Annotated in this window: 8 protein-coding genes; 2 read left to right on the top strand and 6 right to left on the bottom strand. The window is 64.3% G+C overall.

The features are described from left to right. Nucleotides 1-227: 227 nt before the first annotated feature. The 4 genes from ABD76_RS09140 to addB all read right to left on the bottom strand — a co-directional run bounded on the left by ABD76_RS09140 (nt 228) and on the right by addB (nt 12,854). Nucleotides 228-3,707 carry an AAA family ATPase gene (locus ABD76_RS09140; protein WP_197256200.1) on the bottom strand — a complete coding sequence of 1,160 codons (3,480 nt, stop codon included), beginning with the start codon at nt 3,705-3,707 and terminating at the stop codon, nt 228-230. Then, nucleotides 3,704-4,900 carry an exonuclease SbcCD subunit D gene (locus tag ABD76_RS09135; protein ID WP_197256198.1) on the bottom strand — a complete coding sequence of 399 codons (1,197 nt, stop codon included), beginning with the start codon at nt 4,898-4,900 and terminating at the stop codon, nt 3,704-3,706. Before ABD76_RS09135 ends, ABD76_RS09140 begins: the two co-directional genes overlap by 4 nt. An 84-nt stretch (nt 4,901-4,984) precedes the next feature. Beyond that, nucleotides 4,985-9,331 carry a helicase-exonuclease AddAB subunit AddA gene (addA, locus tag ABD76_RS09130; RefSeq protein WP_197256196.1) on the bottom strand — a complete coding sequence of 1,449 codons (4,347 nt, stop codon included), beginning with the start codon at nt 9,329-9,331 and terminating at the stop codon, nt 4,985-4,987. Next, nucleotides 9,312-12,854 carry a helicase-exonuclease AddAB subunit AddB gene (gene addB, locus ABD76_RS09125; protein WP_197256194.1) on the bottom strand — a complete coding sequence of 1,181 codons (3,543 nt, stop codon included), beginning with the start codon at nt 12,852-12,854 and terminating at the stop codon, nt 9,312-9,314. The genes addA and addB overlap by 20 nt, the downstream gene beginning before the upstream one ends. Nucleotides 12,855-13,181: 327 nt before the next feature. Here addB and ABD76_RS09120 point away from each other — a divergent pair, with 327 nt between their 5' ends. Continuing rightward, nucleotides 13,182-14,147: a DUF1835 domain-containing protein gene (locus ABD76_RS09120; RefSeq protein ID WP_197256192.1), complete on the top strand. Its 966-nt coding sequence runs from the start codon at nt 13,182-13,184 to the stop codon at nt 14,145-14,147. 83 nt (nt 14,148-14,230) lie between these two features. Here ABD76_RS09120 and ABD76_RS09115 read toward each other — a convergent pair whose 3' ends face one another. Beyond that, nucleotides 14,231-15,619: a class I SAM-dependent rRNA methyltransferase gene (locus tag ABD76_RS09115; protein WP_197256190.1), complete on the bottom strand. Its 1,389-nt coding sequence runs from the start codon at nt 15,617-15,619 to the stop codon at nt 14,231-14,233. 151 nt (nt 15,620-15,770) lie between these two features. Between ABD76_RS09115 and ABD76_RS09110 the strand changes: the two genes are divergently transcribed. Further along, the gene (locus tag ABD76_RS09110; RefSeq protein ID WP_006676242.1) at nt 15,771-16,736 is read left to right on the top strand and encodes a Na/Pi cotransporter family protein; all 966 of its coding nucleotides are present in this window, start codon (nt 15,771-15,773) and stop codon (nt 16,734-16,736) included. Here ABD76_RS09110 and deoC read toward each other — a convergent pair. Then, entirely contained in the window at nt 16,669-17,382 is a 714-nt protein-coding gene (gene deoC / locus ABD76_RS09105; RefSeq protein ID WP_197256189.1) for a deoxyribose-phosphate aldolase, read from the bottom strand. The genes ABD76_RS09110 and deoC overlap by 68 nt on opposite strands. Nucleotides 17,383-17,450 lie beyond the last annotated feature (68 nt).

The raw sequence follows: 17,450 nt of genomic DNA, 5'->3' as shown, positions 1-17,450 counted from the left end.
AAGACAAAAAAAAAGAGCACCTCGTCCCCCGCTCGCAAGCGGGCAGCGTCACGGACGCTATGAACGTAGTGCCCCTGCAAGCGAAATGCGGCTGCAAAGAGCGCGCCGCTTGCAGAAGCAGTACGGTCATCGAGGTGCCATTGGATAAGATGTCGGCTATCTGTATTATAACAGCGGCTCACAACTGTTACTGTGACGAAGTTCACACTCCGTGTCTGCCCGCCGTTTCAATCCGCTTCATCCATCCGGATGCGGGAACCGGAACCGGTCAGCTCCGCCGGCAGCACGGTCAGCTTGCGCGCCAAGCGGGCCCGGAGCTCCGGCACATGGCTGATAACCCCGACCGCGAGCCGATCGTGATGAAGCTTTTCCAGCGCGGTGACGACGGTGTCGAGCAGTTCGGGATCGAGCGTGCCGAACCCTTCGTCCAAGAAGAAAAATTCGAGCGGATACATCCCCCGCAATTGAATCTGGGCCGACAAGGCCAGCGCGAGCGCCAAGGAGGTCAGGAAGGTCTCGCCTCCGGACAGCGTGGATACCGGCCGCCGGATTCCTCCGTTGCCGTCGTCCCGGATGACGAAGCCGCCCCCCGAATCCACTTCGAGCGCATAGCGCTGCTTGGTCAAATTTTTCAGCCGTTCCGACGCGGCCCGGCTGACCTGCATCAACTGCTCCTCCGCGATGAATTCGACGAAGGCGTTGCCGCGGAATATGCTCTGAAGCTGCTGAAGTCTTCCCAGCTGCTCCTCCATGCGCACTCGCTCGCCCTCAAGCTCCATCCAGCGCTCATGCTTGCTACGAATATGCTCGGCGTCGCGTTCGGCCCGGGCACGGCTTCCAAGCGCCGCTTCGTCCCGTTCGACCGCCAGCTCCCACCGCTCCTTCGCTTCCTGCCACTCCGCTGCCGACACGGTGCGGCCGCCGAGCTGCTCCGCCAAACGGGACAGACGCGCTTGAAGATCGCGCAGCTCCTCGTCATAGGCCGCCAGCCCCTCTTCCAGCTCCTGGCAGCGATCCGGGCCGCGGCGGGCGGCCATTACTTCACCGGCAGCCTCGAACGGGGAAGCGGCCAGCTTCACGTCCAGGCGCTCCCGTGCAGCCTTCGCCCGATCGCCCAGGTCGGCGCGCTGCTGCTCCGCCAGCGCCGCGCTCCGTTCCGCCTCCCCCTGGGCCTGGCGGGCCGCTTCCGCTTCCCTGGCGGTACGGGCGGCTTGTTCCCGCAGCGCATTGAGCTGCGCTTCCGTCTCGGCCGCCTGCCGTTCGATCGGCGGGCCGCCTGCCCACGGCTCCAGCCGCTGCCGGTACTCGGACAGCAGCCGGTTGACGCCATTGAGCTCGGATTCCGCCTGGACGCGCTGCATCTCCGCCTGCTGGATGTCCGCTTCGAGCTGACGAAGCCGCTGCTGCATCTCCTCGACATAGACGGCCCCTTTGTCCAGCCGGGCCCGGCAATCGTTCACGAAGGCTTCATCCTCCCGCCACCGCTCGGCGATCGCATCCATCTCGCTCAAGCTCCAGCCGGCCGGCTCATATCGGGCCGCCCATCGCTCCGCTGAACGTGCATATTCGGCTTCGGCCCGCTTCCATTCGGCCTCGCCTTCCCGCCGGGCCGCCTCGGCCGACTCAAATGCCGACCATGCCTGCTGCAGCTCCCATTGGCTGTCGGCCATCCGCTGCACGCTCTGCTCTATGCCGCGCTCCCAGGCGGCGGTCCGCTCCTGCAGGCTCGATATCGCCGCCTCCAAGGAGACATCCGCTTCTTGGCCGCCTGGGAGCGAGCCGTCCGGCGCGCCCGGAACGGGAACGCCTTCTTCCAAGGCGGCCGCCATCTGCGCCGCCGCTGACGGCAGGGAGGCAGCGCCCTCTTCCCAGTGTTGGAGCATCGGCCGCAGCCTGCTGTTCAGCTCCGCCAACCGCTCGCTCCATTGGCGCACTGCCCCGGCGCAGCGCTCCTTGCCCTGGTCGGCCAGCCTCACGGCCTCCCGCCGCTTGTCTCTCGCTTCCTCCCATTCCGGCCAGCCTTCACGGACCGCTTCGGAAGCGGCCGGCATCCGTGCCGGATGAGCATGGCTCGTCGAGCCGCAGACCGGACACGGCTGGCCGTCCTCCAGACGGGAGGCCAGCTTGGCCGCCATCTCCTCGGCGGCCTGCTGCCACTGGCGTTCCCTCGCGGCCGCCAGCTCGCGTTCCGCTTCCTCCAGCGCATCGCCTGCCTGCGCATGGAGCCGCTGCCACGCCGACTCAAGACGCCGGCCCTCCAGCGCCGCCGTTTGTCCGGCCAGCACATGGCCCGTTAACGTCTGCAGCAGCTCGAGCCATGTCTGCCCGGCCTGCTCCGTCCGAGCGGCCAGCTTGCCGCAGCTCTCCTGCAGCTCCCGGGACCGGCCATGCTGCACCACCAGCAGCTGCCGCTCGCTCACCGCCTGCTGGAACCGCTCGCGCTCCTCGGCCGGCTTCTCGCGCGCCTGCATCGCTTCGCGCAGCTCCGCCTGCCGATCCGCCGCCTTCCACAGCATCTCGCGGGCCCGCGCCGCTTCCGCTTCCGCCCGTTCCGCCCGGCCGGCGGCTTCGGCCCGCTTCGCGTTCCACTGCTCCGCCTCTTCCCGCAGCCGCACGCTGTCCTGATACAAGCGGACCGCTTCCTGCAGGCGGGCATGGCGGCTCATCAGCTCCGGCTCCTCCGCTTCCTTGCGCCGGAGCATATCGTCGGCCGCCCGAATCGCCTGCGCCGCCCGCTCCGCAGCGGCGGCTGCGGCGGCCCGGGCCGCCTCGTGCCCGGCGGCCGCCTTCTCCAGCCGCGCTTCGAGTTCTTCCAGCTCGCGGACATACGGGAGCAGCGCCTCCGCTTCCCGCGCCCGCTGCAGCTCCATCCGTTCCGCCGCGCGCTTCGGCGCCTCCTGCTCCAACTCGCCCCTTCTCGCGAGCAGCCGCTCCCGCTCCTGAAGGCGTTCCCGCAGCTCGGTCAGCTCCCGGTGAACCCGTTCCGCTTCCAGGCGGGCGGCTCTCGCCTCCTCCGCGTGGCGCACGGCCGCGGCCAACGCCGCTTCCGCCTCGCGGACCGCCTCTTCGGATGCGTTGCCCAGCCCTTGCTGCTCGGCCAGGCACGTCTTCAAGCGGACATCGGTTTCCTTCACGCGGCGGGCGAGCCGGGCAGCCAGTTCATCGCCGTATTTCTCCAGCGAGAACAACCGCTGCAGCATTTGACGCCGCTCGCTTCCCTTCAAAGAGAGGAACTCGGCGAATTTGCCCTGAGGCAGCACGACCGCCCGCGTAAAATCATCCATCTTCAGCCCGATCTGCTCTTCCACGCAGCGGTTCACATCCGCCAGCTTGTCCGCCAGCACGATATCGCCTTCCGGCCGGAGCTCGATGAAGCGGGTCAAGGTGCTGCCCACCGTCACGTCGCCGGTGCGCTTGAAGCGCCGCTCGACCCGGAACACACGCTTGCCGGCCGCGCCGTGCAGAGCGAAGGTGAAGGAGACCGACACCGTATTTTCCATCTGGTTCAAAATCCCCTGAGTTCCGCCCGCCGCACGCTCGACCTTGCCGTACAGCGCCAATGTCATCGCGTCGAGGATGGAGGATTTGCCGCTTCCCGTCGGGCCGAAGATGCCGAACAACCCGGTCTCGCACAGCTTCTCGAAGTCGATCCGCTGCTCTTCGCGGTAGCTCTGGAGTCCGGCCAGCCTTAATTCGATCGGCTTCATGCGCTCTCCTCCTTCTCTTCGGCTTCGGCCTCAATCAGCTCAAGGAAGCAGGCGACGAGCGCGTCATCCGGCTGCGCGCCGCCGGTCTGCCGTTCATAGAAACGGCGGAACATCTCCTGCACCGGCAGCTCGCTCAGCCGCACCTCGTCCTCCGCCTCCCGTTCCGCTTCCGCATAGACCGGCCGGATATGAACGATGCCGTCATGGGCGCGGCGCAGCTTCTGAATCTGATCCATCGTCAAGGCCTCGGTCAGCGTCAGGCTCACGTCCAGCCAGGCGCGGCTGTCCCGCCCTTCCTCGATCCAGCGCATCACTTCCTCATAGCCTCCGCGGGCATTCCATTCCGCGAGCGGACGGCCCGACGACAGATAGCGCTCCTCGGGGATCGCTGCCGCGCCGGGCGCCAGATCGAGCAGCGTCACCGACTTCGCCTGTCCGGCCTCGGAGAAGCTGTAGGCGAGCGGCGAGCCGCTGTAGCGAATCACGCCCGGCCCCTTGACGTACTGGGGCCGGTGCAAATGCCCCAGCGCCGTATATTGGGGCGCGGCCGGCGCGCCCTGGCAGGCGAAGGCCGATGGATCGACCGTGTAGGCGCCGCCGACCTGAATCGGGCGCTCCGAATCGGACTCCGCTCCGCCCAGCACATACAGATGGCTCATGGCGAGATTGACCGCCGTCGGCCGGAACCGCCGCGCCTGCCGCGCCAGCAATTGCGAGACGCGGGCGCTGTAGGCCCGGCGCACCGCCTGCTCCTCGGCCTCATCCGACAGCAGCTCGCCCAGCCGCGCTTCCGACGGGTAAGGCAGGGCCGCGATAACCGCCTCTTCCCCCGTCCGGGCGCACGGCACAACGACCGCCTCCAGCGTCGGCTGTCCGATAAGACAGACGCCCCGCTCCCCGACGAGCGGGGCGGAAGCCGATAACCGTTCCGGATGATCATGATTGCCGGAAATAATGACGATCGGGCGTCTGCCCCCGTCCGACAAGCGGGCCGCCGCCTCATAAAATAACTGCTCCGCGGCAGCCGGAGGATTGACGGAATCGTAGACATCCCCGGCAATCAGGACGAGATCGACCCGCTCCTCCTCGGTCAGCGCCACCAGTTCGTCGACGAACGCCGCCTGCTCCTCCAGACGGCTCCGCCCTTCCAGCGTCCGTCCAAAATGCCAATCCGCGGTATGTAAAATACGCATGAATCTGTCACCATCCTCGCCAAACGAAATCAAACCAACCATAGGTGGGGCTGGCAGGCGGCCGCAGCCGCCCGCCACTCATCGTTACAGCTCGCAAGCCTGCTTCGCGTCGAAGAAGTACAGCACCTTCCGCTTGACCGGCCGTTTCCATATCTCTTCAATTGCCCGCGCATACAGCTCTAGCTGGAACCGGTAATGCTCCGTCAGCCCGCGGAGACCGCCCCGATGGGCCAGCACTTTGTCCGTCTTGTAATCGAGCAGAACCAGCTCTCCGTTCCATTCGAACAGGCAATCGATAATTCCTTGCACGAGCACCGTCTCCCGATCGAGCTGCCCGGATGAATCCATCGCGGCGAAGGCCGGGGTTGCGACGAAGCGCGGCTCAGTCCCCGGTGCGGAAGCGGTCCCGCTCCCCAGCGCTTCCGCGGCGGCCGCCATCGATTCGCGCCGGCGCAGGCCCTCGATCGTGTACGCTTCCGTTGCGGTCAGGCCGTAGCTGAACGGCAGCTCCCGCTTCACCCACGACGCTTCGGCCAACTGCCGGCCGACCTCGCTGTCGAAGAAAGCGGCGACGCTCTCCGCATCCAGCGCGTCCGCCTGCATCCGGGTCATAATGAGCCGGGCTACCAGATCGTCGAGGGTATGATTCACCTCTTCCGGCGTCAGCCGGCGATCCAGCGGAAGATGCTGCATCAGCAGATGGTAGGCCGTCCCCCGCTCGACCGGCGTGATGCCGCGCCGTTCCATGAACCTCGGCCGCCGCAGATACAAGGTGCGGGACGGATCGGCATACGGTCCGGACGCCGCCGGATCGCCGCTTGCAGCCGCTCCGGGCGCTGCGGCCGGTTCCTTGCCGCCCTTCGCCGGCTCCGCCCCCTCTCTATCACCGTGCTCCGTCACCGCTTCCGTCTCTGAACCCTTCGCTTCAAATTCCGGTCCGGCCGGAGCGCCAAGCCAGTCCTCCGGAGGCCAATCATCGGAAGCGGCCAGCCGCTTCATCTCGGTGACGGATGTCTTCGACGGCAGCAGCGTGACGATCCGGTGCGGATCGCGCCAGGATAGCCGCTCCCCGATCTGCTCCGCCCAAGCCGAACGAGGGAACGCGTCCTCCGTCTCCAGTCGGCGCAGCGCCTTCATGCGGCGCACACGCTCTTCATCCTCCGGCATGTCCGCCAGACGTTCGCCCGCCGCAATGACCGATGCCGGCACCATCGCCAGGTGCCACCGGGACGGATCATCCAGCAGGCATTCCCCGTTCCGGTTCGGCAGGCCGGCATACCGGCGCCACTCGGCCGCGGCCGGGTGCCGGATGATCGCGGGCCCGATCCAATCGAGATACGATCGGGCTTCCGCCACCAAATAATCCGGCAGCAGCAGCCGCTCGACATCAAGCGCTTCGCCCCATTTCCGAATCGACTTCTCCGCGTCCTGCACCGTGCCGATCAGAATCAGCTTCTCCTTCGGCCGGGTCAAGGCCACGTAGAGCACGCGCTGCTCCTCGGCCAGCAGCTCCAGCCTCATCTGCCGCCGAATGGCCAGATTCGGCAGCGTCGGATAAGCGACCCGCTTCTCCTCGTCGACGTACTTCGGACCGAAGCCGAGATGCTTGTGCATCAGAAAGGACGCGTTCAGATCCTGCTGGTTGAACCGCTTCGACAGCCCTGCAACGATGACCACCGGGAATTCGAGCCCCTTGCTCTTATGAATCGTCATAATGCGGACGACGTCCTCCCGCTCGCCGAGCGCGCGGGCCGTCCCGAGATCCCCGCCCGTATCCCGCATCCGGTCGATGAACCGCAGGAAGCGGAACAGTCCCCGGATCGAGGATGATTCATACTGCCGGGCTCGATCATACAGAGCGCGCAGGTTCGCCTGGCGCTGCAGGCCGCCGGCCAGTCCCCCGACCCACTCGTAGTACCCCGTCTCCCGGTACACTCGCCAGATCAAGTCGGACAACCGCCCTTGCCGCGCGGCATTCCGCCATTGCTCCAGCCGGTCGAGGAAGCGGTTCAGCTTCGCCTGCCACTCCCCGCCGCCCTGCCGAGGGGCCGAATCGGCACCCTCATCCGCGGCCAGAGGGAGCTCCAGCTCCAACTGCATCGCCGCCGGAGAACCGTCCTCCGCTTCCGCCCGTGCCGCTTCCATGACCGCGTAATAGAACGGCTTGCCCTTCCCGTACAGCCGAATCCGGGCCAGCTCCTCCTCCTTCAAGCCGACGATCGGCGAACGCAGCACCGCGGCGAGCGGAATATCCTGCTGCGGATTGTCGATCACGCGCAGCAGGGACAGCACGATCTCCACTTCCGTCGCCGTAAAATAGCCGGTGCTGAACTCGGCATAAGCCGGAATCCCTTCCCGTCTCAGCTCCTCCATCATCAGCGGCGCCCAGGCTTGGGTCGCCCGCAGCAGAATGACCATATCCCGGTACGTGACCGGGCGCATCCGCTTCTGTTCCTTGTCATACACGAGATAAGGGGGCTCCCCTTCGTCCCCCGTCATGCGGCGGATGCGCGAAGCGATCGCCCTCGCCTCCAGGCGCGCGGTCTCCAGCTCGGCGGCATCCAATGCGGCCCGTTCCGTCTCGCCGTCCTCGTCCTCCGCCGCCTCGTCCGCCGCGGCCGGCACGCCCTTGTCTATAAGGAGCAGCTCGGTCGCGAAATACGGCATGCCGAACTCTTCCCGGCCGCGGCGGCTCTCGGCCGCTATCTCCTCGGCGGACGGGTAGGACGCCCCGCATACGAGCTCTGCCGCGGAATCATAGGTCAGCTCCGCCACGTCGGCGTTCATAATCTGGCGGAACACCATATTGACCGTATCGACGATGCCTTGGCGGCTGCGGAAGTTGCGGGCCAGATCGATGCGGATGCCATCCCCGCGTCCTTTCTTCCCGTAGGAGGTATACTTGCTCTGGAACAGGCCCGGCTCCGCCAGGCGGAAGCGGTAGATGCTCTGCTTCACGTCACCCACCATGAACCGGTTGCCGTGTCCGGGCCGGGTAATCAAGTCCACGATCGCTTCCTGGACCATATTCGTATCCTGATACTCGTCCAGCAAAATCTCGGCGAATTGCTCCTGATACAGCAGCGCCGCCGCGGACGGCACCGCCCGTTCCGGCGTGGAGGAAGGATCGCGCAAAATGCGCAGGCAGTAATGCTCCAAATCGGCAAAATCAAGCCATCCCTTCGCCCGCTTGGCCGCCTCGAACCGGGCGCCGAATTCGCGCACGACGGAAGTCAGCGCTTCGAGCACCGGCCGGATCGCATGCAGCTCCTGCAGGAACTGCTCCGGCGTCCGGCGGAACAGCTCGTCGCGCACCTGCTGCAGGCGCTTCTTCGCCTGATCGCGCAGACGCTTCGCCTGCTCCTGCAGTTCTTTGTCGTATTGATCCCCGCGGCAGGCCGCCAGCCGTCCGAAGCTCAGCAGTCCGAACGACTCATGCATCCGTTCCCACGGGACGGACGAGGCCGCGTCCGCCAAGGCAGCCGCTCCGGCCAGCTCCTGCTCCAGCGCGGCGCGGTACGGCTCCGGACCGCCCGGAGCCGTCGTCAGGGCGATCGCCTGGCGCAGCAGCTCGACGATGCCGTTCAGCGTCAGCCGCGCCGCAGCCATAATGCTGTCCGCCCACGGGGAGCGGCCCAGCTCGGCGATGTCCGCCGGGCTGAACGAAGCCGTCATGCTGTCCAGCCATTCCTCCGGCCACGGATGGCTGCGGGAGAAATCATAAAGCCGGTGGACGAGCCGGAAAGCGGCCTCGTCATTGCGCTCTCCGCTGAACCAATCGACCATCCGCGCAAAGGTTGGCTCCTTGCTGGCATAACGCTCTTCAAAAAGCTCCTCCAGCACGTCCTGGCGCAGCAGCTCGATCTCGGTCTCGTTCGCGACCCGGAAAGCCGGATCCAACTGAACCGCCTGGAAATGCCGCTGAATCACCTCCAGACAGAAGGAATGCAGCGTCGTGATCGAGGCGCGGTTCAGCAGGGCGAGCTGGCGGCGCAAATGCTCCGACTCCGGGTTCGCCTCAAGCTTGCGCTCCAGCGCCAGCCGGATGCGCTCGCGCATCTCGGCCGCGGCCGCCTTCGTGAAGGTGGCGACGAGCAGTTGATCGACATGCAGCATCGCCGCCTCGTCGCTGATGCGGCGGATAATGCGTTCGACCAATACGGCCGTCTTCCCGGAGCCGGCGGCCGCCGCGACCAGAATGTTCTCGCCGCCGTCGACGATGGCTTGCCACTGCTCCTCGGTCCACGTGCTCTCGGCCGGCCTCGGCGGCAGCTCCGCAGGCGCTTCGCCCGCGGACGCCGCATCGGCTGTCAGGACGCGCGCTTCGCCATCCTCCCCGGCGGCAGCGGCCGACGGCAAGCGGGAAGTCCCGCCAGCCTCGCCGCCGCTCTCGTATTCGCGGCTATTCCGTTCATCGCGGTTCATGTCCATCGTCCGCTTCGCCTCCCTTCAGCTTCGCCCATACTTCGTCTTTGCCCAGCCGCGGCAACAGATGATATTGATTGCCGTCCACCAATTCGTCGAATTGGCAGACCGGCTTGTAGGAACAAAAATCGCATGCCGTCGCCGTGCCGCTCCGGTACGGTTCGATCACCACATCGCCGTTCGTGATGCGCGTCCCGATATCCCGGATGACCGAACGGACGGTCCCCCGGAGCAGCTCCCACTGCTCCTCCGTCGCGACGGAGGAATTGCTGTAGAACGATCCGTCCGCCTTCACCGCCAGCGGAAGCACCTGGGAATGCCCTTGCTCCACCGAGCCGTCCATCAGACGGACGGCCTCGCGGTCGGCCAGGACGAGCCCTTTCATTTTGAATCGCTTCAGGAGCTGCTCGTAAGCCTGCTCCTCATTCAAGCCGTTGGCCGCCTGGAGGAGCGGATTGTGCACATGGAAATAAAGCGTTCCGGCGGCTGTCGCCTCCGTGCCGAGCCACTCCTCCGCAAAGGTAAGGAGCACGTCCAAATAGGTAAGCATCTGCAGCGACAGCCCGTAATACACTTCATGGAGAGCCAGGTCCGTCTGGCTCGACTTGTAATCGATCACCCGCAGCAGGACGCCCCGCTCGCTCTCCGCCTTGTCGACGCGGTCGATGCGGCCGATAATCTCCATTGTGCAGCCGTTGTCCAGCGTAAAGCGGAGCGGCGGCAGCGGCTTGCCGGGCCCGAAATCCATCTCCAGCGCCACCGGCTCGAATTGCCCCCGCTTGGCATGCTCGCCCATCACGGCCGCGGCCCGCCCGACGATGCGCTTCAGCTTGCCGGATATATGGCCGTACCGTTCGGAGCTGAGCAAAATCTCCCCCTGAAGCCGGGGCGCCAGCAGATCGACGATGCGATCCGCTTCCGCCTCGCATTCCCGGGGCGTCAGCTCCGCCCAGGAGCGTTGCTGGGCCTGCAGTTCGCCGGCGAATCGGCTTAGCGCCGCATGGAAGAGCTGGCCGATGTCCGGCGCCTCCAGCCGATACAGCCTTCGTTCCTTCAGCTTCAATCCGTGGGAAGCGAAATGCGAGAACGGGCAGGCGACGAACCGTTCCATGCGGGAGACGCTCGTCCGCAATAGCTGCCCGTACAGCTTCCGGCTCGTGTCGGCCGTCAGCGCCTGCGCCTGGTTGCGGTAAGCGAGCGATCCGAGCACCGTCTTCAGCCGATCCCGCCAAGCCGGGTGCGCGGCGAACCAACGGTACACATCCCACCACAGATCCGCGATCGGGCGGCCTTGCCGCCATTCCCTCAACTGGGCGATCAAATGTCTAAGCGCCGCTTCCGGATAGGCGATGAAATCGGCCTGCTCCGCTTCCGGCACAAATTCATTCGGCTCCGCCAACAGGAGCTCCTCCTGCATGCCCGGGAACAGCCCCCGGATCTGCCTCACCGTCTCCGAAGGGAGCAGCGATCGGCCTTCCTCGTCGGCCAGCGCATAGCTGAGCCACAGGCTCTCGCTCGGCGAAGTGAAGGCATGATAGATGACGAAGCGCTCGTCCAGCAGCTTGCGCCGGATGCCGGGCGCGAGCTCCATCCCGATCGTGAGCAGCAGATCCCGCTCATACTCGGTCAGCAGCCCATCCTCTATCGGACGGGCAGGCATAACCCCGTCGTTGACTCCAAGCACGTACAGATGCTTGATCTGGCTCGAACGCGTCCGATCCATGGATGCGATCAGCACCTGATCAAGCGCGGGAGGCACGAGCGCCAGCTTCACGCTCTCGAAGCCGGTCTCCAGCATCCCGGCGAACAGCTCGAGCGGCATCTTCTCTCCGCCAAGCATCTCCACCATCTGGTCCAAAATATCCAGCATCTCCCCCCAGATCTGGCGATGCTCCCGGGAACGCTGCACGTCGCCGTCCAGCAGCGCCTCCTGGCTCATCCGCTCCAGCTTGTCCGGAACCCCGAGACGGAGCCAGAACGTGTACAGCGCCTCGCACATGTCCTGCACATGCCGACTTCGCGCGAGCGAGCGCTGCAGGCCAGAGAGCGGCTCGACAATCCGGCGGCGGCACTGCTCCGCCCATTCCGGCGCCTGCTCCGGCACGCTCTCGGCCTTTTCTTCGGCCGCCGGATCGTCGGGATCCAGCGACTGCCGCGGTTCGGCAGGCCACGGGCGTCCGTTCGTCCATTTCGAGCCCTCGATGCCGCACGCCAGCACATAGTTCTCCAGCCGATCGAATGACTCCCTCGTCACGCTCCCGTCTTCAGGCAGGACGAAGTCCGTCTTCACGAAGCGGAACACCGCGTCATAGCGCCAGTGACCGATCAGAATGTCCAGCGCGGCGCGCGTCATCTCGACGAACGGATGATGGAGTACCGCTTGCTTCTGATCCGTGAAATAAGGAATGCCCGCATCGCCGAAGACCGTGTCGATCAATTCCGCGTAATCCGGCAAGTTCCTGACCATGACGGCCATCTCCCGCCAGCGGACGCCCTCGCCCTGCGCCCGGCGCAAAATGTCGCGCGCCGCTCCTTCCACTTCCGCCCGGCGGTTGACCGCGGCATGAACGCGAATCGCCGCCTGCTCCCCGCCAGCGGAGGCAGGACGATAAGCCGAACGCCGATCGAAATGGCGTTCCAGATGGGCGAGCATCGGAGAGGAAGCGAATCTTGGCAATCCGCCCTGTCCGCCCAGCTGTATAACTTCACCCGTCTCGACGCCGAGCGTGTCGGCGATGCTGCTCAGCTTGAGAAAGGTCGTCGCCGTAGGATGGAACAGGTTCAGCTCATGAGGCTCCTCCCCCAAGGCGTAAGGCCGATCCAGGCAGAGCGCTACGGTGACGCGGCGGGCATGCAGCAGCAGCGATGCCAACACGGCATATTCCTGAGGCGTGAAGCCGTTGAACCCGTCAATCCATATCTCCGCCTCGCGCACATAGTCCGAGTGCGGAATGCCTTCCGCCAACCGGACAAGCACATCCTCTCCGTCCAAATAATGCTGCTCCAGCTCGGTCTCGAACTCGCGCAGCACGGCGGACAAATCGTGCAGCTTGGCCGACAGGAGCGGCTGGCCGTCCACATGCTCCTGGACGAACGCGGCATGCTCGTTCAACTCGGAAGCCTGGATCCGGTACCGCTTCATCTCGTCGAACAGATCATTCAATTTTTCGATGAAGCCGAATTGCTCCGCCGCTCCGGCGAACAGGGGCAGGTCGGACTTGCGCCGCTGCAAAATTTTGTACAGCAGCATCTTCTTGCCTTCCTCTCCAATCGGCGTAAGCGCCGTGCCTCCGGTCTCCTGCATCACGCGGTACGCCAAGCGCCGGAAGCTCAGGACTTGCGTCCGCAGCATCCCCGACAGGCGCTCCGAAGTGACGAGCGCATGCTCCGCCTGGAACGTTCCCTGCTCGGGCACGAGCAGAATCATGGGCGGACCTTCCGGCTGAGCCTCCAGCCTCTGCCGGATCTCATTCAGCAGATGAGCCGACTTGCCGCTCCCCGATCGTCCGATTACGAAATGCAAAGCCAATGTATATCCCCCGCTTTCTCGTACAACTGACCAATAGATATGTACGCTGCCATGCCGTCTGCTGGCTTTTTCCACAAATGCCGTGTGTAAAAGTGTATTTACAAATCGCAAGAAAGGATTAAAAATAAGAATAAGAATAAGTCCAAAAAGACCGAATTCCCGGTAGTCCTCAGTAGACAGAGACTTCGCAAATCGTCTCTTTTACGGAAACCTTGCTTTATTATAGCATATTATCGCGAGCGGACTGGAACACACGTTTGGAATGTGCAGGAAGGAATTCAAGCCCCTGGCTGACGATACCGCCGGAGAGAAAAGGAGGCACACCGCGTGATTCATATCGTGAATGGAGATATTGTGGCAGAACGGCTTCGTCCGATCGCCCGGGAGCGCTGGAACGAAGAAGTATGGGTCTATCGCGAGCTGCTGACCGAAGGACCCGTCTATCCCATCTTTGAACGTTATCTGGCCTACCGCGCGCTTCAATTGGAAAAAATGTGCGGCCTGCCCGCATCCCTCTACCTTCAAATGAGCAATGAGCAGGAGCGGTCCTGGAAAGCGGACGTGCTGCGGCAACCGGAAATCGCCCTCTGGTTCGAGCATGATCTGTTCGATATCACGATGCTGCTGCGGCTGACGGAGCGTCTGTCCCGCGAGCATCCTGATGCGGCCGTCTACTGGATCGATATTGCCGCCATGCCCGGGCGCGACCGCTACGACGGCTTCGGCGCCCTCGACGCGGACCAATTGGCCCTCTGCCGCAAGCGCGGCATTCGGCTGAACATGGAAGCGATCTCATGGATGCACCATGCCTGGCTGGCGTATACGAGCCCGAATCCGCGCAAATTGGTGCGCTGGATCGACGAATCCGGCTCAGTGGAAGCTCCTTATGACGCCGTCGTGGATGCGATGCGGTTCCATCTCCGCCGCTTCCCTTCGCGCGACGACGGGCTGGGCGTCGTGGAACGGCTGACGCTGGATGCCGTCGCCGAAGGAGCCGGCTCCTTCCTGGAGCTGTATGGGCATATCCGGCCGCATGTGCCGGAATACGGACTCGGCGACATGCAGTATTGGGGATATTTGCGCCGCTTGACTTCCGGAGAAGTCCCGCTATTATCCCTGTCCGCGGCTTCCGAGCCGCTGCCGGAGCCGCTGCGGCCGGTCGAGCCGTCCGCCGGGCGGCTGCTGCTCACCGAGGCGGGCCGGAGAGTGCGCAGCGGCGAGATCAATTGGGCCCGCGAACGGGGATATGCTCGCTGGCTGGGCGGCGCATTCGTCACCAATCCGGCTCCATAAGCGCCGCTTGTCCATTCCGTCGTCCTGCCGCAACCGCAAAAAGCACCTCGCGGCAATTCGCCATGAGGTGCTTCTTCGTCATGCTATCGTCTGGAACGGACTTCGAAAATGCCGAACTTCAAGTAATGCCCTTCCTCGACCCCGGCCACCTGCGGATGATCCTTCCCCGCCGTGCGCCAATCGATGAGACGCAGCACCTTGCCCGCGTCATGGGCGGCGTCCCGGATCGCCTGCAGGAAGCGCTCCGGCTTCATATGATAGGAGCAGCTCGCCGTCACCAAATATCCGCCCTCATTCACGAGCTTCATCCCGTGAAGGTTGATGTCCTTGTAGCCGCGGTACGCCCCTTCCGCCGCCTGCCTCGTCTTGGCGAACGCGGGCGGATCGAGAATGACGACGTCCCAGGTGCGGCCGCCGCCCGCGGTCATCGGCTTCGACGTATCCGTCTTCGCCTTGCTCGTCCCGCGCTCCATCCGCTCCTCTCTTCCCTGCACTTGCTCGCGCAAATACGCAAACGCGTCCGCCACCACGAATTCCACCCGATCCGCAAAGCCGTTCAGCTCCACATTGCGCTTCGCGCTCTCGATCGCATGCTCGGAAATATCGAGACAAGTCACCTTCTTGGCTCCATATTTGCAAGCATGCAGCGTGAAGCTTCCCGTGTGAGAGAAGCATTCCAGCACCGTGGCTCCGTCCCACCACGGAAAGGTTACTTCCTTGCCGTTCGCGTTGACCGGCACGGTGCGTACGCCTGCTTCCGTCTCGATATCGGTCAGCGCAATCCCGCTGCGGGCTCCCCAACCGGTCATCAGCGGCGCTATCGCCGCCCGGTTCTCGCGCTGGTCGAAGAAATAGCCTGTCTTCTGCCCTTCGACAATATCGATTTCAAGCTGCAGTCCGTTCTCGGTAATCTGCACATGGCGCGGGCATTCCCCGTACAGCGCGCCCTTTCTCTGTTCGAGGCCCTCCTTTTCCCGAATCGGCACATCGCTTCGTTCGTAAATGCCGCGCGGATTCATCACCTCGACCAGGGCCTCCACAATCGAATCGCGCGCCCGGTCCATTCCGAGCGTCAAGATTTGCACGACGAGCACATCGCCGAACCGATCGACGATCAGTCCAGGCAGAAAATCAGCTTCGCCATAGACGAGCCGGTATGCCGTCGCTCCGGGCAGGAACCGGTTGCGATGCTCCAGGCAGTGCCGCAGCCGCTCCTTGAAAAATCCGGCATCCATCGCGTCGGCGGCCTGATAGCCAATGACCCGCACAATGATTTTGGAAGCCGGGTTATAGTATCCGGTCGCCACATATTGGCCTTGGGCGTTCATGACATCCACCAGCGCCCCCGGCTGCGGATAGCCTTCCACGCGCTCGACTTCGGATTGGAACACCCACGGGTGCCCATGTTCCGTCCGTTTTTTGCGGTTCCGGGTCAAGATTACGGTTGCTGTTGTCGATTGCTTCAATTGCATGTCCCCTCTCGGCTTCAGCCGGGCTTGTCATTGTTGTCCATCCGCAAGCATACAGTGACAGTATAGGCTGTTCACTTGTTTCCTCTCAAGCTGCTCCAGCTCGAATGATAGAACCCGCATTGTGTGTGGAAATGACGAAGGAGTCCGGCATATGTTCGCAGAAATCTGGTATCCGCTGCTAGGCGGAATGGCTGTGTTTCTTTTTGGCATGAAAACGATGGAGCTCGCCCTTCACGCATGGGCAGGGCCTTATTTGAACCGCTTCCTGCACCGTTCCACGCGGACGCCGCTGCACGGCATGCTGTTCAGCTCCGGCATGACGGCGCTGCTGCAGAGCAGCACCGCCATCACGGTCATCACCATCGGGCTGGTGAACGCCGGGCTGATGAGCTTCTCGCGCTCGCTCGGCATCATCCTCGGCACGAATGTCGGCACCTGCCTGACGACGGAGCTGATCGGCCTCAATATCAGCCGCTACGCGCTGCCGCTGCTCATCGGCTCGCTCGCCTGCTGGAGCGCGGCGATTCTGGGCGGCGAGTACCGCCTGCCCCTGCCGAAGCGGCTCGCCTCCCTGCTGCATCCGCTACAGTTCGGCTCGCTGGCCGCCGCCGGGTTCGCCCTCATTCTGCTCGGCATCGAATGGATGAAGCAGATCGGGGGGCCGCTGCAGCACCGCGGCATGTTCACCTGGTTCCTCGAGCGGTCCAACGACAGTCTGCTCTGGGCGCTGGCGGCCGGCATGATAATTACGGCCGTCGTCCACAGCAGCGCGGCCATCATCGTCATGGCGATGGGCTTGTCCGCTACCGGCGCGCTGCCGGTCGAGATCGGCATCGCCATCGTCATCGGCTCCAATGTCGGCACCTGCTTCACCGCGCTCATCGCATCGCTCGGCGGAAGCCGCCATGGCCAATTCGTGGCTTGGAGCCATATCGTGCTCAATGTGGGCGGGGCGATCCTGTTCTATCCGCTAATCGGCCAGCTCCATGCGCTGTCCGCCTGGTTCACCGACGATCCGGCCGCCCAGATCGCCCGCGCCCAGACGGTATTCAATATTGCGAGCTCTGTCCTGGCGCTCCCGCTGTGCTATCTGAAGCTGTGGGACCGGCTCCGGTAACGATCGCGATTCCCGAGCTCGTTCCGATTCGGGTCGCGCCGGCCTCGATCATGGCGAGCGCCGTCGCCGTATCCCTTACGCCGCCCGAAGCCTTCACGCCGATATGCGGCGACACGTTCCCCCGCATAAGCCGGATATCCTCGACGGTCGCCCCGCCGCGGCCGAACCCGGTCGACGTCTTGACGAAATGCGCCCCTGCGGCTTCCGAGGCTTTGCACGCCTCGATCTTTTGCGCGGTCGTCAGGATCCCCGTCTCCAAGATGACTTTGACGATTGCCTTCCCTTCCACCATGCGGACCACTTGGGCGATATCGGCTTCCACCGCCTTCACGTCGCCGTCTAGGAGGCGGCCGATCTGGAGCACCATATCGATCTCCGACGCCCCGTCCTCCACGGCTCTGGCCGCTTCGAACGCCTTGGCGGAGGATGCGGCGGCTCCGAGCGGGAACCCGCATACGGCCGCGATGCGCACTTCGGATCCGGCAAGCCGCTCGCGGCAGAGCGGAACCCAGGTCCCATTTACACAGACGCTGTAAAAGCCGTGCTGCCGCGCCTCGTCGCACAATTTCTCAATATCGCTCCGCACCGCTTCCGGCTTCAGGAAGGTGTGGTCAATCAGGCTGGCCAATCGGATTTGTTCGTTCATCTGTAATCACCCTTCGCAATCAGATTAGAGTTGAAAGCGTACGATTACTGCACATATTCAGAATGCGT

This window comes from Paenibacillus dendritiformis (assembly GCF_015845845.1).
Taxonomy (GTDB): domain Bacteria; phylum Bacillota; class Bacilli; order Paenibacillales; family Paenibacillaceae; genus Paenibacillus_B; species Paenibacillus_B dendritiformis_C.
This window is presented reverse-complemented; position numbering and strand designations above follow the sequence as displayed.